The organism is Brevundimonas sp. SL161, assembly GCF_049896985.1.
Taxonomy (GTDB): domain Bacteria; phylum Pseudomonadota; class Alphaproteobacteria; order Caulobacterales; family Caulobacteraceae; genus Brevundimonas.
In genome coordinates this window covers 1-16,695 of the sequence record NZ_JAFCVJ010000040.1, presented here as the reverse complement: position 1 = coordinate 16,695, position 16,695 = coordinate 1, and the positions used below count along the sequence as shown (strand labels likewise).

Annotated in this window: 15 protein-coding genes and 2 pseudogenes; 4 read left to right on the top strand and 13 right to left on the bottom strand. The window is 64.4% G+C overall.

Annotation, left to right across the window (positions count from 1 at the left end):
• Positions 1 to 548 precede the first annotated feature (548 nt).
• The 6 genes from ACP7AU_RS16555 to ACP7AU_RS16530 form a co-directional block, all read right to left on the bottom strand.
• On the bottom strand, positions 549 to 1,862 hold the full coding sequence (locus ACP7AU_RS16555; protein ID WP_426052106.1) for a PQQ-dependent sugar dehydrogenase: 1,314 nt from the start codon (positions 1,860 to 1,862) through the stop codon (positions 549 to 551).
• On the bottom strand, positions 1,859 to 2,302 hold the full coding sequence (locus tag ACP7AU_RS16550) for a DUF2231 domain-containing protein (protein WP_426052105.1): 444 nt from the start codon (positions 2,300 to 2,302) through the stop codon (positions 1,859 to 1,861). Before ACP7AU_RS16550 ends, ACP7AU_RS16555 begins: the two co-directional genes overlap by 4 nt.
• Positions 2,303 to 2,381: 79 nt before the next feature.
• Positions 2,382 to 2,675: a hypothetical protein gene (locus ACP7AU_RS16545; protein WP_426052104.1), complete on the bottom strand. Its 294-nt coding sequence runs from the start codon at positions 2,673 to 2,675 to the stop codon at positions 2,382 to 2,384.
• Complete coding sequence (locus ACP7AU_RS16540; protein ID WP_426052103.1) at positions 2,675 to 5,251, bottom strand: cbb3-type cytochrome c oxidase subunit I; 2,577 nt, start codon at positions 5,249 to 5,251, stop codon at positions 2,675 to 2,677. The genes ACP7AU_RS16545 and ACP7AU_RS16540 overlap by 1 nt, the downstream gene beginning before the upstream one ends.
• A complete protein-coding gene (gene coxB, locus ACP7AU_RS16535; protein WP_426052102.1) occupies positions 5,248 to 6,135 on the bottom strand; it encodes a cytochrome c oxidase subunit II in 888 nt (295 codons plus the stop codon). Before coxB ends, ACP7AU_RS16540 begins: the two co-directional genes overlap by 4 nt.
• A 53-nt stretch (positions 6,136 to 6,188) precedes the next feature.
• Positions 6,189 to 6,554 (bottom strand): c-type cytochrome, encoded by a 366-nt coding sequence (locus tag ACP7AU_RS16530; protein WP_426052101.1) that lies wholly within the window; start codon positions 6,552 to 6,554, stop codon positions 6,189 to 6,191.
• A gap of 227 nt (positions 6,555 to 6,781) precedes the next feature.
• On the opposite strand from ACP7AU_RS16530, the pseudogene ACP7AU_RS16525 reads away from it, so the two are divergent.
• A pseudogene (locus ACP7AU_RS16525) lies at positions 6,782 to 7,234 on the top strand (c-type cytochrome); the annotation flags it as partial.
• Here the strand turns inward: ACP7AU_RS16525 and ACP7AU_RS16520 are convergent.
• Together ACP7AU_RS16520 and ACP7AU_RS16515 are read right to left on the bottom strand one after the other, a co-directional pair.
• A complete protein-coding gene (locus ACP7AU_RS16520) occupies positions 7,230 to 7,964 on the bottom strand; it encodes a cytochrome b (protein ID WP_426052100.1) in 735 nt (244 codons plus the stop codon). The pseudogene ACP7AU_RS16525 and the gene ACP7AU_RS16520 sit on opposite strands and share 5 nt — an antisense overlap.
• Positions 7,961 to 8,716: a cytochrome c oxidase assembly protein gene (locus ACP7AU_RS16515; RefSeq protein ID WP_426052099.1), complete on the bottom strand. Its 756-nt coding sequence runs from the start codon at positions 8,714 to 8,716 to the stop codon at positions 7,961 to 7,963. Before ACP7AU_RS16515 ends, ACP7AU_RS16520 begins: the two co-directional genes overlap by 4 nt.
• Between ACP7AU_RS16515 and ACP7AU_RS16510 the strand changes: the two genes are divergently transcribed.
• Positions 8,715 to 8,987: a hypothetical protein gene (locus ACP7AU_RS16510; protein ID WP_426052098.1), complete on the top strand. Its 273-nt coding sequence runs from the start codon at positions 8,715 to 8,717 to the stop codon at positions 8,985 to 8,987. The genes ACP7AU_RS16515 and ACP7AU_RS16510 overlap by 2 nt on opposite strands.
• 131 nt (positions 8,988 to 9,118) lie before the next feature.
• Positions 9,119 to 9,811, top strand: a complete 693-nt coding sequence (locus ACP7AU_RS16505; RefSeq protein WP_426052097.1) for an IS6 family transposase — start codon at positions 9,119 to 9,121, stop codon at positions 9,809 to 9,811.
• 723 nt (positions 9,812 to 10,534) lie between these two features.
• Here ACP7AU_RS16505 and ACP7AU_RS16500 read toward each other — a convergent pair.
• Positions 10,535 to 11,254 (bottom strand): hypothetical protein, encoded by a 720-nt coding sequence (locus ACP7AU_RS16500; protein WP_426039819.1) that lies wholly within the window; start codon positions 11,252 to 11,254, stop codon positions 10,535 to 10,537.
• A gap of 82 nt (positions 11,255 to 11,336) precedes the next feature.
• Positions 11,337 to 11,585 carry a hypothetical protein gene (locus tag ACP7AU_RS16495; protein ID WP_426039818.1) on the bottom strand — a complete coding sequence of 83 codons (249 nt, stop codon included), beginning with the start codon at positions 11,583 to 11,585 and terminating at the stop codon, positions 11,337 to 11,339.
• 943 nt (positions 11,586 to 12,528) lie between these two features.
• On the opposite strand from ACP7AU_RS16495, the gene ACP7AU_RS16490 reads away from it, so the two are divergent.
• Positions 12,529 to 12,711 carry a hypothetical protein gene (locus ACP7AU_RS16490; protein ID WP_426039816.1) on the top strand — a complete coding sequence of 61 codons (183 nt, stop codon included), beginning with the start codon at positions 12,529 to 12,531 and terminating at the stop codon, positions 12,709 to 12,711.
• Between the two features lie 454 nt (positions 12,712 to 13,165).
• On the opposite strand, the gene ACP7AU_RS16485 is transcribed toward ACP7AU_RS16490, so the two are convergent.
• From ACP7AU_RS16485 to ACP7AU_RS16475, 3 genes and pseudogenes are all read right to left on the bottom strand, one after another.
• Entirely contained in the window at positions 13,166 to 14,656 is a 1,491-nt protein-coding gene (locus ACP7AU_RS16485) for a DUF305 domain-containing protein (RefSeq protein ID WP_426039815.1), read from the bottom strand.
• Positions 14,657 to 15,069: 413 nt separating this feature from the next.
• Positions 15,070 to 15,252: pseudogene (locus tag ACP7AU_RS16480) on the bottom strand (IS3 family transposase); the annotation flags it as partial.
• A gap of 445 nt (positions 15,253 to 15,697) precedes the next feature.
• Positions 15,698 to 16,159 (bottom strand): MucR family transcriptional regulator, encoded by a 462-nt coding sequence (locus ACP7AU_RS16475; RefSeq protein WP_426039814.1) that lies wholly within the window; start codon positions 16,157 to 16,159, stop codon positions 15,698 to 15,700.
• Positions 16,160 to 16,695: the final 536 nt, after the last annotated feature.

Genomic DNA, 16,695 nt, shown 5'->3' with positions numbered 1-16,695 from the left:
CGAAGAACGCCCACTCCGCATCCGACATCAAACCACGAACCATGGCTGCTCTCCGCAAAGAACAGCCTTGAATCAGCGATCAGCTGATTTGGGAATCCACTTTGTCCACATCACCTAGCTATTCCTGGAGAAGTTTCAGGGGGTCACGTCACTGAGCATCGATCTCGACCACCAAGTCGCCTAACGACCCAATCGCCTGGACATTGTGGCGCTGCATTGTGAGCCGTCCAGCTTTTGCCAGCCTAGCCAGCGGCAGGGGTTCACAAACGATCCTAGCCAACCGCCGCAGTGAGTCACGAGTCGCCTTAGCGACAGTGAGGACGTCGGACCGCTGAATGTCGCGTTTCAGGCAGCGAGGGCGAGCCTGCCGTTGCCGTTATCAGACCTCCCACACGGACGGCCGACTGCCGTTCCCAACCGTTAAAAACGGTCCTAGAGACTCCTAACGGGGTGCAGCCAGAGCGCATGCGATGCCATCGCCTCTTCCTTGGTTCCCAGAGGCCAGAATGATGCGGCAGCCCAACACTTACTCGCCTCGCGTTCCAGCGTTATTGACTTCTAGAGAAGCCAGCGGCCGGCGCGACCCGCCAGACCGTGTTCGACAGGTCGTCAGCGACGTAGAGGATGCGGCGGGTTGCGTCGAATGTGACGCCGACTGGCCGCCCGCGCGCCTGGCCGTCATCGGTGAGGAAGCCTGTCAGGAAATCTACGGGAGGGCCGGCCGGACGACCGCCCGAGAACGGCACCCAGACGACCTTGTAGCCGGAGAGGTCCTGCCGGTTCCAGCTGCCGTGCTCGCCCACGAACGCGCCCTGCGAGAACGCGCCGCCGAAGCCGCCGCCCGCGGCGAACGACAAGCCGAGCGCCGCGACGTGGGAGCCAAGCGCGTAGTCGGGGGCGATGGCGCGGGCGACGAGCTCGGGCTTCTGAGGCCGGACCCGGGGATCGACGTTCCGGCCCCAGTAGCTGTAGGGCCAGCCGTAGAACCCGCCTTCGCGGACGGAGGTCATGTAGTCGGGGACAAGCTGCGGACTTATCTCGTCGCGCTCGTTCACCACGGCCCAAAGGGCGCTGGACTGAGGCTCGATGGCCAGGGCTGTGGGGTTGCGGATGCCCGTGGCGACGGTGCGACGCGCGCCCGTACGCCGGTCGATCGCCCACACGACGGCGCGCTCCTCTTCTACCGCCATGCCGCGTTCGCCGACATTGCTGTTCGAGCCGATGCCGACATAGAGGGTCTGGCCGTCGGCGCTGACCGTCAGTGACTTGGTCCAGTGGTGGTTGATCTGGGACGGGAGATTGGTGACTTCTTCGGGTGCCGCCGTGATCCGGGTCTGGCCCTCTTGGTAGGGGAAGCGAACCAGAGCGTCCTGATTGGCGACGTAGAGATAGCCGTCGACGAAGGCCAGGCCGTAGGGGGCGTCCGGATCGGAGATGAAGACCGTCTTCACCTCGGCGACACCGTCGCCGTCGGCATCGCGCAGCAGTGAGATGCGGTTGCCGCTCTCGACCTGGGTGTTGCCCTGTTTCTTGATTGCGCCGGCGATGACGTCCTTGGGACGGAGGGGCGGGGCATGCCCACCTCGGCCCTCCGCGACCAGAATGTCGCCGTTCGGCAGGACAAGCATCTGACGCGGGATAGCGAGCCCGGTCGTCAGGGCCGTGACCGTGAATCCGGCTGGCGCGGTCGGGGTGGCGTCGTCCCAGCCAACCGGCTTGGCGATCCGCATGGGCGGAACCAGCGTCTGACGGACATTAGGAAGGTCGGGCCGCGCGCCGGTCTGGGTGAGGCCGGGGTCGCTGCGCCCGCAGGCCGAGACCGAAAGCAGAAGAGCGGAGGCGCAGGCCAGGGTGCGGATCATCGTGCGTCCTCCCGGAGGGTCGTCGCGCCGGAGAAGGCGAGGAAGCCGGCGATCAGGGACAGGACGGCGCATAGGATCGACAGGATCAATCCGAAGACGCCGACGGAGCTCCAGGCGTCCTGGCTGTGCTTGAAGGCGTTCACCAGGCCTAGAACCCAGGCGGCGACCCACGGACCGAGATAGCCGAGCCGGACAAGACGGGCTCTCGATCGCCAGCCGAACACCGCCTCCACAAAGGCCCAGGCCGTGACGAGGCCGCCGAAGATCAGCGCCGCGGAGATCAGCCAAGCCGAGAAATTGGTCCACTGCAGTTCGGCGGTTCGCAGATAGGTCACGTCGGTCAGGACAGCGCCGGCGAACAAGGCGACGGGGAAACTGAGCAGCAGGCCACGCACTCCTCGAATAGCGTCATATCCCGACCCAAAAAGCGGCATCCGCATCTCCCGTATCCTGACCACGGTTTCAATCCCCGGCCGGTGGTATAGTTTCACATGCCGCTAAGGTGTCTCACCGGGCCGCTCAGGTGGAGACGATAAGCGGGACGCTCTGCCAGACGATCGCGATGAAACTGACGGCGCAGGTGCCGAGGCCGACCTGTCGATAGAGGGCGGCGTCCCTTGTCGAGGGCCGGGCGCGCAGCGCGATAAGGGCCACGGCCAGCAGGCACAGTCCGGTCAGGGCGAGACCCAGCCCTCGCCACAGAGCGTGTGTTGAGGGATCGGACAGGTCGGCCACACTGGCGACCCCGTAGACCCCCAGGAAATGCAGGGTCCAGACCAGAAGCCCCCCGAGCATCAGGCCCCAGTCGCGCATCAGCCGAGACCGGGGAAGAGGCGGGTCAGGAGGAGGCCGAACAGGCTCTGGCCGGCGGAATAGACGACGAACAGGCCGATGATTTCTAGCGTCGCGGGGCGGCTGACGGCGATTCGGCCGAACAGCCAGCGCAGCAGGACGTACAGGGCCATGATGGCCGTGACGAAGACGAAGAAGCCCTGCCAGGCTAGGAAGTTGTAGACGGTCGCGCCCTGGCCCGAGGTGGTGGGCAGGAGGCCGGTGGCGAGCCAGCTGGTCATGTCCAGACCCCAGCCGGCGGCGAGGGCGACGGCGGCGGCGATCATCAGGAGGCTGGCGATCATCGGGCTGCGCGGACGAGCGAGGGCCAGGGCGCGGCTGGAGCTCCAAGCGAGAGCGGCGGCGGCGAGGTTCAGGATCACGGGCGCGATCATGGTGGCGATCTCTGGCGGCGGGGCCCAGGCGGACGGGTTACGGCTCCACAGGAAGACGTAGGAGAAGGCGCTCATGGCCAGGACCATGCCGGCCACGATTAGGGTGATGACCGTGGCCCACCAGCCGGTGCTGGACGGACCGCTGCGATAGGTCGGGACGACGATGCCCGCGCCGAGGTCGGCGTCGGCCTCGCGCCTTCGCATGCCGGATCCTCCGGGCGGGAGGTCGAGGAACCAGGCCCACTGCATCATCGTCCAGATCATCAGGACCAGGCTGATGACGCTGAGGACGTAGGCCTGGACCGTTAGCAGCAGGAAGAAGCCGGCGGTGAAGACGGCCGCCCAGATATACCAGCCGGACGGGGTCGGCATGCGCTGCAGGTACTGCGGCTCGGCGTTCAGGGTGGAGGTAACGATGGTCTCGCGACCGCCCGTGGCGCTGCCGGGCAGCAGGTAGCGACCGGCGGGGACGTCGGCGACCAGGTTCGGCTGTTCCCAGACAGGATAGCGGGTGGTGACGACCGGGATGCTGCGCGTCGAATAGAGGCCGTTGGGCAGCCATTCGAGTCCGCCGCCGTCGTAGACATTGCCGGCCTGTTTCTCGCCGAAGGGACGGAAGTTGCGGACCATATCGATGATCCAGATCAGCACGGCGACGGCGAACAGGAAGGCACCAATGGTGGAGATCAGGTTGGTCACTTCCCACTGGCGGCCGGGCAGGTAGGTATAGACCCGTCTTGGCATGCCCATCAGCCCGGTCAGGTGCATGGGCAGGAAGGTGACGTGCATGCCGATGAACATCAGCCAGAAGGTCCACTTGCCCAGCCGCTCGCTGAGCGGGCGCGAGGAGACCATCCCCATCCAGTAATAGAGGGCGGCGAACATAGGGAAGACCATGCCGCCGATCAGGACGTAGTGCAGGTGGGCGACGATGAAATAGGTGTCGTGGGCCTGCCAGTCGAACGGGACCATAGCGACCATCACCCCGGTCAGACCGCCAATGACGAAGATGATCAGCGAGCCCAGGATGAAAAGGCCCGGCGTGTTGAAGCGCATCTTTCCCGACGCGATGGTGGCGATCCAGGCGAAGACCTGGATGCCGGCGGGCAGGCTGACTGCCATGGAGGCCGAGGCGAAGAAGCCGATCGACATCTCGGGCATGCCCGTCGCGAACATATGGTGGGCCCAGACGCCGAAGCTGATGAAGCCGGTCGCCAGCATGGCCAGGACCACGAGGCGGTAACCGACCAGGGGCGTCCGGGCGATCGCCGGGATCATCGTCGACATGGCTCCGGCCGCCGGCAGGAAGATGATGTAGACCTCCGGGTGGCCAAAGAACCAGAACAGGTGCTGCCACAGCATCGGGTCTCCTCCTCGAAGTGGATCGAAGAAGGGCCAGTTGAGGGCCCGTTCCAGCTCCATCAGCGTGGTCGCCAGGATCACTGACGGGAAGGCGATGATGATCATCACCGCGAACACCAGCATGGCCCAGGCGAAGATCGGCAGCTTGTCCAGGGTCATGCCGGGGGCGCGGGTCCTGAGCACGCCGACGATGATCTCGATGGCCCCGGCGATGGCCGAGATCTCGATGAAGCCGATGCCGAGCAGCCAGAAGTCGGCGTTGATGCCGGGCGAATAGGTGGTGTTGGTCAGCGGCGGGTACATGAACCAGCCGCCGTTCGGCGCGAGGCCGAAGAAGATCGAGCAGAAGAAGGCGAGGCCTCCGATCAGATAGGCCCAGAAGGCGTAGGCGCTGAGCCGGGGGAAGGGGAGGTCGCGCGAGCCGATCATCTGGGGCAGCAGGAGGACGCCCAGCGCCTCCACCGCTGGCACCGCGAACAGGAACATCATGATGGTCCCGTGCATGGTGAAGAGCTGATTGTAGGTCTCCTGGGGTAGGAAACCGTTCAGCGGCAGGGCCAGCTGGGTGCGCATCAGCAGCGCCAGAACGCCCGCCAGGACGAAGAACAGCATGGCCGCGCCAACGTAATAGACGCCGACGTAGTTGTTGTTCAGCGCGGTCAGCCACTGCCAACCCTTGGGCGCGCACCAGATGGCCTCGAGCTCTTCCAGTTCGCCATCGGGACGGGGTTTGGTGGTCGGGAAGCGGTCGTAGAGGCGCGGGTCGAAGCCTGTTTCGGACGGCGCGGCCGGATCGGTCATTTAAGGCTTTCGAGATAGGCCGAGACGTCGCGCAGTTCCTGGCCCGTCAGGACCGGATAGGCGGGCATGCGGTTACCGGGCTTGATGGACTGGGTGTTGGAAATCCACCCCGCCATCGTCCCCTGATTATTGGGCAGGATGCCGGCTCCGAGGGTGCGGCGCGAGCCGACATGGGTCAGGTCCGGGCCAGCGGTGCCGTTGAAGGTCGCGCCCCGGATGGTGTGGCAGGCGCCGCAGCCGGACCTATCGAACACTGCGACGCCGGCGGGCAGGGCGGTAGGCGCGGCCGGCTGGGCGACGCGGGCGCGCCAGGCTTCGAACTCGGCGGGCTCATGGGCGACGACGACGAGCCCCATCAGGGCGTGGGGTCCTCCGCAGTATTCGGCGCACTGGCCCCCGAAGGCGCCAGCCTCGTCGGCCTGGAGGCGCAGGATGTTCCGGCGGCCGGGGATCATGTCCATCTTGCCGCCCAGGCGCGGCACCCAGAAGCTGTGGATCACGTCGGAGCTGTCGAGCTCGAAGACGACGGGGCGGCCGACCGGTATGTGGACCTCGTTGGCGTCCTGAAGCATCTCGCGGCCCTGGTCGTCGAGATAGGCGACGCGCCACCACCACATCTCGCCGGTGACGCGGATGCGCATCTCTCCGGGGCGCGGCGCCTCGCTGAGTTGGCGCGTGGTGGCTAGGCCGTAGACGAGCAGGGCCGTCAGGACGACGGCCGGGAAGGCGAAGCCGGCGATCAGCACCATCTTCTCGCCGCCGAGTTTCCGACGCCAGGACCGGGGACCGAACAGGGCCAGCCACAGGGCGACGACGACGATCAGGCTTACGACCACGACCATGCAGATCAGCACCCAGGTCAGGGTGTTAAGCGGTCCCGACATTGGACCAGCCGGATCCAGGGCGGGCGGCGGCCAGCCTTCGAGTCCGCGTGCGCTCATCGCAGGGTGTACAGATAGGCCGCGATGTCGCGGGCATCGGCGTCGGTGATGGGCATGGGCGGCATTCCGGTCTCGGACGACAGGGACGGCGCGTCGCGCAGCCAGCGGACCAGGGTGTCGGGCTGGTTGGGAAAGCGGCCGGCGATCAGCGAACGCCCGGCGAACCCGTCCAACGATCCGCCGACCTTCCCTGTCGGCCAGGCGACCCCGGGGACGCGGTGACAGGCGGCGCAGCCGACGCGTTTCATCACGATCAGGCCATGCGACGCATCCCCGCCCTCGATCACCCGCGGCGCATCGGTCTTGTTGGCGCAGGCGCAGGCGCAGAGCGACAGGAGGGCGACGGCCGTGGCCGCCCTCATGAGCGCTCGCCGCAGCGTAATGTTGGTCTCATGGCAGACCCCTTCACTGACCGAATACGCTGCTGCGGCTACGGTTCCGGGGAACCTTGGCGATATCGCTCCGTTGCCGACGCGTGCCCGCCCGCCTCCTGCCCCTTTTGATAGGCTTCGCCCTCGCGTTCGGCGGCTGTTCGCTGGCGTCCAACGAGACGGGCGAGGCGCTGACGCGGACCGGCGAGACTGTGGCGATGAGCGGCGGCGACGGTGGGGCGAGAAACGCCTGCTTCACCTGTCACGGGCTGGACGGCGCGGGAGACAGGGTCTCCGTGCCTCGTCTGGCGGGGCTGGACGCGGGATATCTGCAGAAACAGATGGAGGACTACGCTTCCGACCTTCGGCACGACGATGCCATGACGGGTGTAGCGGCGCGGCTGGATCAGAGGCAGCGCCGGGCGGTCGCGGCCTATTACGCGGACATGGCTGCGCCGGCGTCGGGAGAGGTTGGGGCGGCTCCGCCCGCCATCTGGCTGCGCGGCGCTCCGTCGCGGGACGTGCCAGCCTGCGCGACCTGTCACGGGCCGACGGGTCTGGGCGTCGGGCCGGGCAATCCGGCGGTGGCCGGGCAGCCCGCCGCCTATGTGGTCGAACAGGTCGGACGCTGGAAGACCGGCAAGCGGCGCAACGATCCGCGCGGGGTCATGGCGCAGGCCGTCGCCGGTCTGACCGATGCGGAAACAGCCGCCATAGGCCGGTGGCTAGAGCGCCAGTCCGCTTCTCCAGCGCCCGATAGCGACGCTGCCAGCGTGTCCGCCGCCGCGTCGGCAGCGGCACGACCGGCGCCATTGCATGAAGCACATCGTCGCGATCGATAATCTGGTGCTTCAGCGCCGCGCCCGCGTGGATCGGGATCAGCAGGAGCAGCGACACGATCAGCCCCCAATGCATCCACTCGGCCGCGTTCTCGATCCACCACAGCATCGGATTCGACAGGGTCTGCATCGGCATCAGCGGCCAGTCGAAAAGGCCGAGGAAGGTCAGCCGCTCATCTCGCGCCGTGGCCGAGACCATGGCCCAGCCGGTCAGGGGCAGGCCGATCAGGCAGGTGTAGAAGACGTAGTGGGTGACGTGGGCGGCCATGCTCTCCCACCCCGGCTTGTCCGCGTCGTTGATCAGGTCCGGGGCGAAGGTCCGCCAGCCAAGCCGCATCAGGGCCAGGACCAGCATCAGGACGCCGACGAAGAAATGGACATCATAGGCCTCGACCTTGGCGCCCCCGACCTCCACCCGGCCCATCCACCAGCCCCAGCCGAGCTGGAAGACCACGAGGATTGCCATGGTCCAGTGGAAGGCGATGCCGACAGGGGAATAGCGCCCCTCGTCCTGATGCCCGGCGGCCCATTCGAAGACGTTGAGGATCAGCCGGTCGATCACGCGGGCTGTCTTTCGACAACGGCAGGGTCCGGTCCGATCCAGCGAGCCACGAGGACGAGGGCGGTGGCCAGATAGACCCCGGCGGCCGGGGCCCACATGATCAGCCCGGCGAGCTGCTGGTCCTGGAGCGGCGTCAGGCCCCAGGCGGCGGTCGTTAGGAGATGCGGCCCGTAGACGGCCGATCCGGCGAAGACGAGCAGGGCGCCGAGCATCCCCGTCTGCACCATGGTCAGGACGAGAGCGAGCGCCGCCGTCGGGGGCGTGGCCGCGCGGATCGCACCCCAGAACAGGACGGCGGAGGCGAGGAGAGTGATCTCCATCACCGCATAGACGCCGTGATTGGACAGAGCCGCCTCATAGAGGGCTGGGGCGTGCCAGAACCACAGGACAGCGGCCTGCAACACCGTGGCGATCAGGACGACCGGGAAGCCCTGGCGAGGCGGGCGGGGTAGGGCGAGAACGATCAGCGGCGCGGCCACGCAGATCAGCAGGATGTGGTGCACGGTCCGCGCTGCGAACAGTGCAGAACTGAGCGCGCACATCGGACTGACGAAGGCGATCGCCAAGGTGAACAGGGCCAGGCCGGCGGCGCGGATCCTGGAGGCGGGCAAGCGCCGGGCCGTGACGGCCACGACGGCGAGACCGAGCAGAAGGGGCCCCAGGATCAGCGGATCGAGATTCCACTGCGCGAAAAGCTCGGCCGACGTCGGCGGCGGCCCGCAATAGGGGATCGCTTGTCCCGCTGGCCCCATGTCGCTGTCTCCCGTCCCGCTTCGCAACGACTGCAACGGCGACGCTGGCCTGACGTTCCGCCCGCCTCAGGGCGCGGACCAGCCCTTGACGATGACGGAGGCCGCGCGCGCGGTCCGCATCGAACCTCAGGAAGGCCTTGGCGTAACCGTGGCCTGGAACGCAGTCGACCGTCGCGGTCGCCGTTTCCTCGCCGACGACGCCCTTGATTTCGACGTCCGAAGCGGTGTCGGCGCCCTCGTTCAGGACCTTGATGATCGCGACATGGCCTGACGAGGTGGACTCGACGTCGACGATCCGCGCGATAAGGGCTGGAGGGGCCATTGGCTGGAGCAGTGTTGTCAGGCGAACGATAAAAGGTCTCCGGTATTTGTGGCGTAAGCCACTGACGGGGATCATATTTCGTGAAGTCGATTTCGTTCAAGCGCCACCGGTTCCCGGCGGACGTCATTCGCCATGCCGTCTGGCTCTACTTCCGCTTCACCCTCAGTTTTCGTGACGTCGAGGAGCTCTTGGCGCAGCGCAGGATCGACGTCAGCTACCAGACGATCCGCTGCTGGACGATGAAGTTCGGACCGTTGATCGCGAGGCGGCTGAAGCGCCGTCGGCCAGCTCCATCGCCTGGCTGGCATCTCGATGAGATGGTCTGTTCGATCGGCGGAAAGCGGATGTATCTGTGGCGGGCTGTCGATGACGAAGGCGAGGTCCTCGACCTCGTAGTCCAGCGCCGGCGGGACACGGAGGCCGCATTGAAGCTGCTCAGGCGTCTCCTTCATAATCAGCCGGTCGAGCCGCAAACGATCACGACTGACGGCCTGGCCTCATACGGCGCGGCGCTCGATGTCCTGGATCTCAGGCATTTGCACCGACCCGGCCGGCTTCGGGAGAACAATCGGGCAGAGAACTCACATCTTCCGATCCGACGACGAGAACGCCAGCAGCAGCGGTTCAAATCCCAAGCCTCAGCCCAGAGATTCCTCACCACCCACGCGGCGATCTACAACACGTTCAACATCCAACGCCATCTGATCAGCAGAGCCACTCTTCGCCGCATCCGCGCCGAAGCGGCGACCGCCTGTGCGGCTGCGGTCGCCTGATTTCGGCAGGGTAGGCCGCTTCTCAACCCGGCTCCGTTATCCTGACAGCGCCCACGAGTGGAAGGCGGGTTAGCGGCGACCGGCACAGCAGCGGGTGCCTCGGTGCACAAGGCTAAGGCGATGGCGGCAAGCAGGGCGAGGCGCATCGCCTGACCGTAACACCGCGCGCCGTTCTGAGAAGTGTTCGTTGTATGTTCGTCAAGCAGCACCATTTAGACCTCAGGGATGATTGGTCCTTTTGCGACGCCGATCACCCCGCTAACGGGGTCCCTTTTTCACGCCGATCCACAGCAAAAGCCCGCGCTAGACCTCATGACATCTTTGTCCAGGCCGCACTTCTAGCGAACTCGGCAACACTTCGTCGGATCGTGCGTTCCCCGTCCAGACCAACGAGAGGGACGCGATATGACGAACCCTATCCTGCAAGCCCACAGGAAGGTCGAAGCTCGAAAGGCGGCTGAACGTAAGGCGGCTGACTCCCTTCGGGATCAGGCACTTCGCGAACGAGCCACGCAAATAAGGGACGTTCATCGGGGCGATACCGGACCTGTCAACGGTGATCACATTCCGCGTCCGGGCCAGGCTTGGTGATCTAAGACGAGGTCGCTCACAATCCGTAGTCAGAACCACGCGACGACGCGCCTGTAAGGCGGCCCAACCTGCGGATGGCAGAACACCAGCCCCTTCAGAAACCGACGTTCGTTTTTTTCGTTCCCTGCGCTCTCAATTCCTCGGCGCCGGATAGACTTTGTGTGGTTCGCCCACTTCTTGAGCAGCATCGGGTGATACCTCAGGAGCCGGGCGACCCTCCAGTCCCGCCTTCGCCATCCAGCGATGATTGCGCGAGCCGTACAGGCCGCCGGACACTGCGGCGATGCCGCTGAGAAGCATCGTCAGGAAGCCCCAAAGAGCGAGCGTCGCGGTGCTGTCAGCCGTGCTCTCCGCTTCGACGCGCTCTGAGGGAGAAGCGATCAAAGTTCCCTCAACTACTCGCGAGCCAGGCGCCAAGGCGTCGCCGATGACCGTCTCACCCGCAGTCGTCCTGGTCGCCTCGCCGCCTGCGATGCCGGCGGTGTTTACGGCGGCAGAACCCGACGCAATCAGGATCGCAAGCAGGAAAGCAACGGCCCAGACGCTGAGTCCGTGGAGCGCGCCCTTATGATGATCCGCGTAATTGGCTGCGCGGCTCGCCACAGCTCCACCCACAAACAACGCCATGCAGTTTGCGACCACAGCCCACATCCCGGCTGCCGCCGCGAAGCTTTCGGCGTTGCCGCCGTCGAGATCGTACGGATTGAAGGCCCCCGCTCCGAGAGCGACGCCCAGTAGGTTCAGCATAGCTCCGACAGCTATGGCGACGACCGCCCCCGCGATGACGGCTGGCCACGAGACCAATACGTGAAGAGGGTGAGTGTGAAAGGATCGCTCGAGGTAGTCGGTCATGTTTTGCCCTTCCAAAGGCTGCGGGGCCTTTCCAAGCTCTTCTCGGGTCGAAGAGTTCCGGCACTGGCCACTGGGGTTCTGCTCACCGATCTGGGGCGGCGGCCGCGCCGGGCGTGACCGGAGCGAACTCAGCGGCTTGTGACTTGGGCGGCAGTGCGTCGGCCTGTTGCAAACCGTCGTCCTCTACCTCCGTGATAGATATAATGGACTCGCCGGCCTTCATCAGCGGCGCGGCAGCATCAGCGGCCTGCACATCCGTCGGGGAAGGAACCCGAACATCGCGGCGCTCGCCGTTCCGTTCGAGCGTGACCGTGTAGAACCGCATCGTCATTCGCCAGCCCCAAAGCCCTTGGGAGCACCCGCCTCGGATGCACCCTCCCCCCCGCTAGCTGGGCCTTCTGGCTTTTGCGCCTGCTGGCTCGTGCCGCTCTGATCGGGCCGTGTCGACCCGTGACTGCTGCCGTCCTGCTGGCTGCCATTGGAGGTCCCCGGGTTTGGATTTTTGTCGGTCATTTCGTTCTCCTTCCGGGAAGCGAACGGTGAAGCGTGTGAGCGGTTCCGGCGACGGAACGGTTCGGCGCCTACCACGGGCCAAGCCTTCGCCCTTGCGGCCCTCAAGAACAAAAATAGAACATTCACTTGCGCCAACCGCTGCCGCGGAGTCACAAGCGCCCCGGGGCGGCAACCTCGAGAAAGCGAATGAACGACCGATCCTTGGCGAGTTTGCTCGCCGAACTTGACGCGGAGCTGGCCGCAAAAACGATCCCGGCTCCGCAGCAGACGAAATCCTGACCTGCGTGGAAGCCCGCGTCCCCGGCGCCGTGATGCGGTCCGCTGCTGGCATCCAGCTCCGGAGCCTCGGTTGCATGGTTGCCAGCGGTCGGTGAAGCCATGCCTGACTCGAACCGCCCCCGTGTCGCGCGGGAAGAAGCCGTGCCGGAGTTCGGCCATCGGCTGATCGTGCAGTGCGACCGGCCTGGCTGCGACCATGCCGTGTTGATGGATCCTCGCCCGCTGTTCGGCGCGCGACGCTATTGGCCGCCCGAGGGGTGCTCGTATCGCTTCCGATGCCAGTGCGGCCACCGGGTCGCGAGAGTAACCTACACCCGCCACTCGACGGGGCAGAGCGGGCCAATGTCGCCGGCAGCCATTGCCCTTTGGTATTGATGGGCCGCAAGAACCTCGACCGCTAAACTGAGGAGGACTGGCGCGCTGGGTCAGGGTCAGTCGAGCAAATCCTCGTCAATCGCTGGCCGGTCTATGCCGATTGCCCGGTGTGCGAACTGCGTATCCAGGCGGACCTGAAACGCATCGCCCGAGTGCGGGGACCACACTACAATCTCTGGGGCGTCGATGCGGCCTGCCGGCGAGTTGGCTGCATCGGGCGGGTCCAGTTCGTGATCGGCCCGCGCGACGCGGTCGGCGAGTTCGTCATGCCGGCCAAGGCAGTCCGTTAAAGTGCAAAAAGCCCCCCGGCGCGAGCCGAGGGGCAAGGTTGCACGGGTGAGGAGAAGCGGAGGGGCACTTGTTTCCAAGCCACCCCTCGCATCGACCAGTTGCAACTTCAGAACCACTAATCAGCGTGTCAGGTTCCCGCGATGTGTAATCTTTACCGCTCGAAGTCCGGCTCCGGAGACATCTTGGCCATGACGCGCGCCATGCGAAGCGAGGTCGGTAATCTTGAGCCGCGCGACTGCTACCCCGACTACCCGGCGCGGCATTGTCAGGGTAAGTTCGGCAGGCTCTACTTGAGCCGAAATTTGCGTCTGCCGCGGCGAAAAAAGTGCATAATTTCAGTGTGTCGACACGGCCGAGTATAACGGCCCAAGTCGCTCAGATGGAGATAAATTCAACCGATGGCACCAATTGTGGCTTCAACCTGACAACACCGGCAGTGGAGTGGGGCCATCGTCAGTGCCCCGCGTGGGCCGGAGTAGTCGCGCTTGAAACCCCGCCGATCTCAGCCTTCATATGGCCGATCTCAGCCTCTTGGCTGCTGACGATTTGCTCGGCCAGCTGCCGAAGCTCAGGGTCGGTGCCGCTTTCCAGATACACCCGAGCCATGTCCACGCCGGATTGGTGGTGGGGAACCATAAGGGCAACGAAGTCTCGATTTAGGTCGCCGGTCACCTGTAGTTCGTTCATCTCGGCGTGCATGCGATCCATGGACTCCATCATGGCGGCAGATGCCCCCGCCTCTGGAGCGGCATTGGCTCCTTCGCGGCCATGGTAGTGCTCGTTGCCACGCCAGAAACCGCCCGGAGCCAAACCGCCTTGGGTGACTGTCTCCCGCGACTCGGGCCGCAGCAGTGCCGCAAACGGGCCTTCCAGCACGCGATAAATGACGTAGTGCTGGCCAGCGTAGGACAGCATAGTGATGGCCAAGGCGACAACGAGGCCGACCGGGACCAGCCACGTTGCGCGGTGATCACGGGGCGTCACCTCGAAAGCGTGATGACGCATTGGGTCTGCAATGGCTACCAGCAGACCGGCCAAGATGGTCGCGTGCCCGATCATGTCGATACGGCCAAATGGGTAGACTGCTGAGAACATCAACGCGAACAAGGCGACTGCGGAGAGCCGTCGCACGAGCGAGGTCCACAGAAGCCCGAAACCCAAGGTGAACTCAGCCACCCCGGCCATCGTCGTATATGGCTCAAAGGGTATTCCGAAGGCTAGGAAAGGCTTCTCCTCCAGCAGCGGCATGAACCACTGCGGATACATGAACTTCTCCATGCTGGACCACATGAGGGCCAGCGCAATGCCCCAGCGCAGCACCGCGAACCGGCGATCATGCCACTTCCCATCCTTCAGACCCGACAGGAACAAATAGCCCGCCAGCCCCAACCCAAGTGCGAGGTAGTCATAGAGGTGGAAGAGGTCATAGTTCGTGAGCGCGACGGCCCACAGGAGGACGATCATTACCGCCGCCACCGGTCGAGTTCGTCGCCAGATCAGCAGAATGCCGATCAACAGTTGTGCCCACGGCAGAAGCTCAGACTCTGTTTTCAGATCGGGCGTCAGGTAGGAACCGCCAACAGCAAATAGCGCGACGAAGAACGCGGCCATCACCGCGATCATGAAGGCGTCTGCATGGTCGCGCAGCAGCCGAGTTCCAGTGTCGAGAACGCGAGTAACGGCCTGGCCGGGTGCTCGGCGTTCGAGAACGGTCGCTGCTAGAAAGAATACCGTCACCAGCGCGATGGCAAACCAGAAGGCAGGAAGCGCGAGAGTGGTCGTGATCGGAGCTGGGTCTGCCGAGACCTCATATGCTTCAAACCATTTGACGTGCGCCCATGCCGCCGTTGCGATGGCCGACAGCCCGAGTGCAAGCACCGGTATGCGTGAGGCTTGGGCGGTCATCTGCATTTTGGAAAAACACCAAATGCCCTGCTTGCTCATATACCCATGCGAGGCGCGGGCAATATGAGCGGTCTGTGAGAGACGAGAACCCAGTTCCAGTCAACGAACGAACCACAAGGCGTGTCGCAACGGGCGATGAGACGGCCAATACTCCGAAGTTGGTGAGGTAGGGAAGCCAATGAAAGTGATCCGCCGCAAATCAGACCTCCGATATATGGCCAGTTTTGATGACCGACATTCCAAGATAATCGGTGACGGGGATCAATGGCTAACCGGCAGCCACGACTGTGCATCCGTTCTCACGTCCCATGATATCGGGGAAAACGGCCAAGCTGGACCGCTCGACAGCGAACGAATCAAGCTTGGAGAACGTAGTGCCTGATGGCCACGTCTTCGATGTGTCGGAGCGGACTTACCTTATGGTTGATCTTCCCCCGCAACAGTGGACGGGGTTAAGCCGCTCTGCGTTTGGCCTCGGCGGGGCTGATATAGCCCAGTGACGAGTGCAGGCGACGGGGATTGTAGAAGCCCTCGATGTATCCGAACAGATCCCGCCGCGCCTGGTCGCGGGTGGCGTAGATGCGGTGATGGACGCGTTCGGTTTTAAGGGTGTGGAAGAAGCTTTCCATCGGGGCTGTTGATCGGCGTTCAAGGCGGGACCCCACCCGATATGAGATAACATATTGAATAAGCCCAATATCTCGGGGCGAGACGGGGGCCCGACAGACGGCAGTCAACATGCGCGCCAACGTATTGCTGTATAGCGAATTCAACCACCTAGGCCTCCTCTCGATGGGGTCCGATTTCGACGCCGATCCACACCTCCGGCTCGCGGTCCCGCACCCTGGGCATCGACTGGTCGAGCCCCTGCTCTGGATGTGGATGGTGGTGCGATTACCGTAGGGCCACGCACCGGTCAGGACGAAGCCCGCTGGGATGAGGCCGGACGGAGAAAGGGCTCTTGCCATGACGCTGATCCGGGCGTGAACCCCGCGCCAGTCAGCCAGCCAACTTCATCAAAGCTGAGTCAGAGTCCCTTTTAGACGCCGATTGACAGCATTGACAACGCTGCGGCGGTGATCACGCCTTGGACGCTCTTGGCTTACGGGCTGGCTTCACCGGATCCTTTGGCTTTCGACCTCCAACGCCCAAGCCCATCGACTTGGCCAGGGCCGACCGCTGAGCTGCGTAGTCGGGATGGACCATCGGGAAATCTTTCGGAAGGCCAAACCGATCCCGATAGGCCTCAGGGGTATATCCGGCGATCGACAGGTGACGTTTCAGCGATTTGAACTTCCGTCCGTCGATCAGAGAGGTGATGCCCTGAGGAGTGATGAGCTTCCGGATTGCGCCGGGCGTCAGACGCTCAGTCGTTTCGGCCTCGGGCTCTCTATTCGGGCCTTCCCCCAAGCGGCTCAAAGATCCGTGAACCGTCGCGACCAAGCCGGGAAGCTCATCAGGTGACACCCGATTGTTGGCGACGAAGTTGGCGATAATGCCGGTCGTCATCGCCAGGAGAGCGGAGGTGTCGTTATCAGCCATGGAAATCCCCAAAGAGGTTTGACCGACGTTACCCACCTCATGTCAGGGCAACAAGACGTTCACCATCGCAACCGACATCTCGCAGGCTGGAGTGCCCGGCATTCCATTGGCGAGATCTATTTCGAAGAATGCCGCCCAGGCGAAAGTCCGCTTTCCGCCCGGCAGCCGATGCCCGCTCTTTCCGCCCGTTGCGATCATTTCCTTATTCCGTTGAGTGGCGACGATGGAGGGGAGCAGGGGCGACAGCGCACGTTCTTGAGGTTGCTGGCCGGGGCGCATGTGGATCAGGGGTTGTCGAATGCGGTGTTCCGAGGCACACACAAGCTGAGCTGTTGGTTGGCCCCAGTCAGCTGGCGGCCTCGGCGTGATGATCTCTGCTCCCAGCGATGCCGAGGCCGCCCTTTTCAGGGCAGTGACCTAGGTGATGTGGACAAAGTAGATTCCCAAATCAGCTGATCGCTGATTCAAGGCTGTTCTTTGCGGAGAGCAGCCATGGTTCGTGGTTTGATGTCGGATGCGGAGTGGGCGTTCTTCGA